The sequence below is a fragment of the Mesorhizobium sp. M7A.F.Ca.CA.002.15.2.1 genome, assembly GCF_003998715.1.
GTDB classification, from domain to species: Bacteria; Pseudomonadota; Alphaproteobacteria; order Rhizobiales; family Rhizobiaceae; genus Mesorhizobium; species Mesorhizobium ciceri.
Map to the genome: position 1 here is coordinate 1 of NZ_RZPI01000833.1, position 2,152 is coordinate 2,152.

Annotated in this window: 2 protein-coding genes and 1 tRNA gene; 2 read left to right on the forward strand and 1 reads right to left on the reverse strand. The window is 61.3% G+C overall.

Going from position 1 to position 2,152, the window contains the following annotated elements:
• Positions 1-827, forward strand: an 827-nt coding sequence (locus tag ENZ74_RS29965; protein ID WP_164761319.1) for a DUF1003 domain-containing protein, incomplete at its 5' end; no start/stop codon positions are given.
• Positions 828-959: 132 nt separating this feature from the next.
• Positions 960-1,036, forward strand: a tRNA-Arg gene (locus ENZ74_RS29970).
• Between the two features lie 364 nt (positions 1,037-1,400).
• Here ENZ74_RS29970 and ENZ74_RS29980 read toward each other — a convergent pair.
• A complete protein-coding gene (locus ENZ74_RS29980) occupies positions 1,401-1,793 on the reverse strand; it encodes an MAPEG family protein (protein WP_013528384.1) in 393 nt (130 codons plus the stop codon).
• Between the last annotated feature and the right edge of the window lie 359 nt (positions 1,794-2,152).

Consider the following 2,152-nt stretch of genomic DNA (forward strand, 5'->3'; position numbering starts at 1 on the left):
ATCCGGTATCGGACGAACACTTCGACACGCCCGAAGTGCCGGACTCCGAACCGGCAGGCCCCGGCGCCCACCGTGGCAAGCCGAAGAAAAAGCCGTCGGCGATATCGGGCCGCAAATTCCGCAAGCGCGATCTGGTGCGCATCGACACGCTGCGCCCGAGCCTCGCCGACCGCATCCGCTCGGACCATCCCGACCTGCCGGCCGGCGCCCGCATCAGCCGCGCCGAGCTCGGCCGCTACCGCATGCGCTATATGGAGGAGCTGCTGCAGCAGGAGCACGGCGAATTCTCCGAGCTCGACCGTCAGGTGGTCGAATCGATCGCCAGGCAGGACACGATTTCCGAAAACTCGGAAGAAGAATTCGAGGAGCACCGCACCTTCGCCGACCGCGTCTCCGACAACATGGCGGCCTTCGGCGGCAGTTGGTGGTTCCTGATCTCGTTTGGTAGCGTGCTGCTGGTGTGGATCGGCATCAATCTGGTCGCCGGCATGTCGAGCGCCTTCGATCCCTACCCCTTCATCCTGCTCAACCTGCTGCTCTCCTGCATTGCCGCCATCCAGGCGCCGATCATCATGATGAGCCAGCGGCGGCAGGAGTCCAAGGACCGCCTGCGCTCCTTCAACGACTACCGCGTCAACCTCAAGGCCGAGCTCGAAGTGCGCCATCTGCACGAAAAGCTCGACTACCTCATCTCGCGCCAATGGACGCGGCTCGCCGAAATGCAGCAGATGCAGCTGGACGCGATGCACGAACTGGCGGGCGCCAAGAAGCCGAAGCGGGCGGTGCGTGGAAGGCGGACGGTGAAGGCGGGGGCGGGAACCTCGTAGGCCGCAGCCTGGACGCACCCGGCCCAAGTCGCTACGCCAATCGCCAATTGCCCGTTGAAGCCCGCGCCCGCTTCCGCTAAGAAGCCGTGACTTGCCGGTTCACCGGCTGGTTCGTTTTCCGGATTCCGGAAAGCACCCGTAGCTCAGCTGGATAGAGCGCTGCCCTCCGAAGGCAGAGGTCACAGGTTCGAATCCTGTCGGGTGCGCCAGTTCCATGTAGGTCCGTTTCGGGGCACTGCGTTTGTCGTTGGCAGCTTTGCGGTCGAGCAGGCTCACGCGGCCCTTCAGCCCTTCAAAGGCATAATTCTTCTCAACCGCCAGCCAGGGCAACCGCCAGCGTTCGGCGGCGAGGGTGTCGCGAGCCCGCGAATGGGCCACCTGCGTCGTGAAGAAGGTACACCCCTCATTGCTCGGCTGCCGGCCGGCCGTCGAACCACATGTAATAGGAGGCGATGAGCATTTGGCGCCCCTCGAACGCGTCCAGCAATATTACCGACCCGACACCGATCGGAGGGAGTGCGCCCTATCTCCGCTTATGAGGTACCGTGCCGTTCTCCCGCGGCTGGGGAGCGCCTAGAGCATCAGATAGATGATCCGGCCCAGAGCGCCAAAAAGCAGCGCGAAGGCTGCAATCGACTGGACGAAGAAGCCGGGATAGCGCTTCAAGGGCGCGGTGCGATACCCTACGAAATATGCAATCCGACCTATCATCCAGAGCAGCCCAAGGCCGGAAGCCCACGCGGCATTCCAGTAGATCGCGAACAGCCACATCGACGGCATAAAGATAGGAAACCATTCCACCGCGTTGGCATGTGCCCGGATGGTTCGTTCAAGGAGCGGGTCGCCGGTCATTGCGGGCGCCAGTATGCCAGTCTTCTTGTGGGTTCTCGCGACCGTCACCGCCATTCCGAATATCATCAAGCTACAAAACAGCGTCACGAGAGCTACCGGGTAAAGCCGTTCCATGTTTGCCTCCTCTCATGGTCGGGACAGTAGGCAAGCAAAGGTTATCGGCAAGGGCAAGGCGCAGGCAGATCTTTCCTGACAACCAGCGCCAATAAGAGCGGGGTTGTCAGTTATATAATTGCCCTTTTTGTTAATCACCCGAAAACGATGGGCAAGTTATGCCATCAGCGTCCCTTCCGTGGAGGCGGTGATGGCCATCGGCATACCGCCGTGCGCGATTGACACGCTGCCCGGCGGAAGGCAAAGAGTGACACATTATTGGCAAAGGGGAATGTCGATGAAGAAAATCTATCAGAAGCCCGTTTTCACGAAGCGTGAGCGACTGTCGTCAGTGACGGCTTCGCCCAGCTCATCCGGGA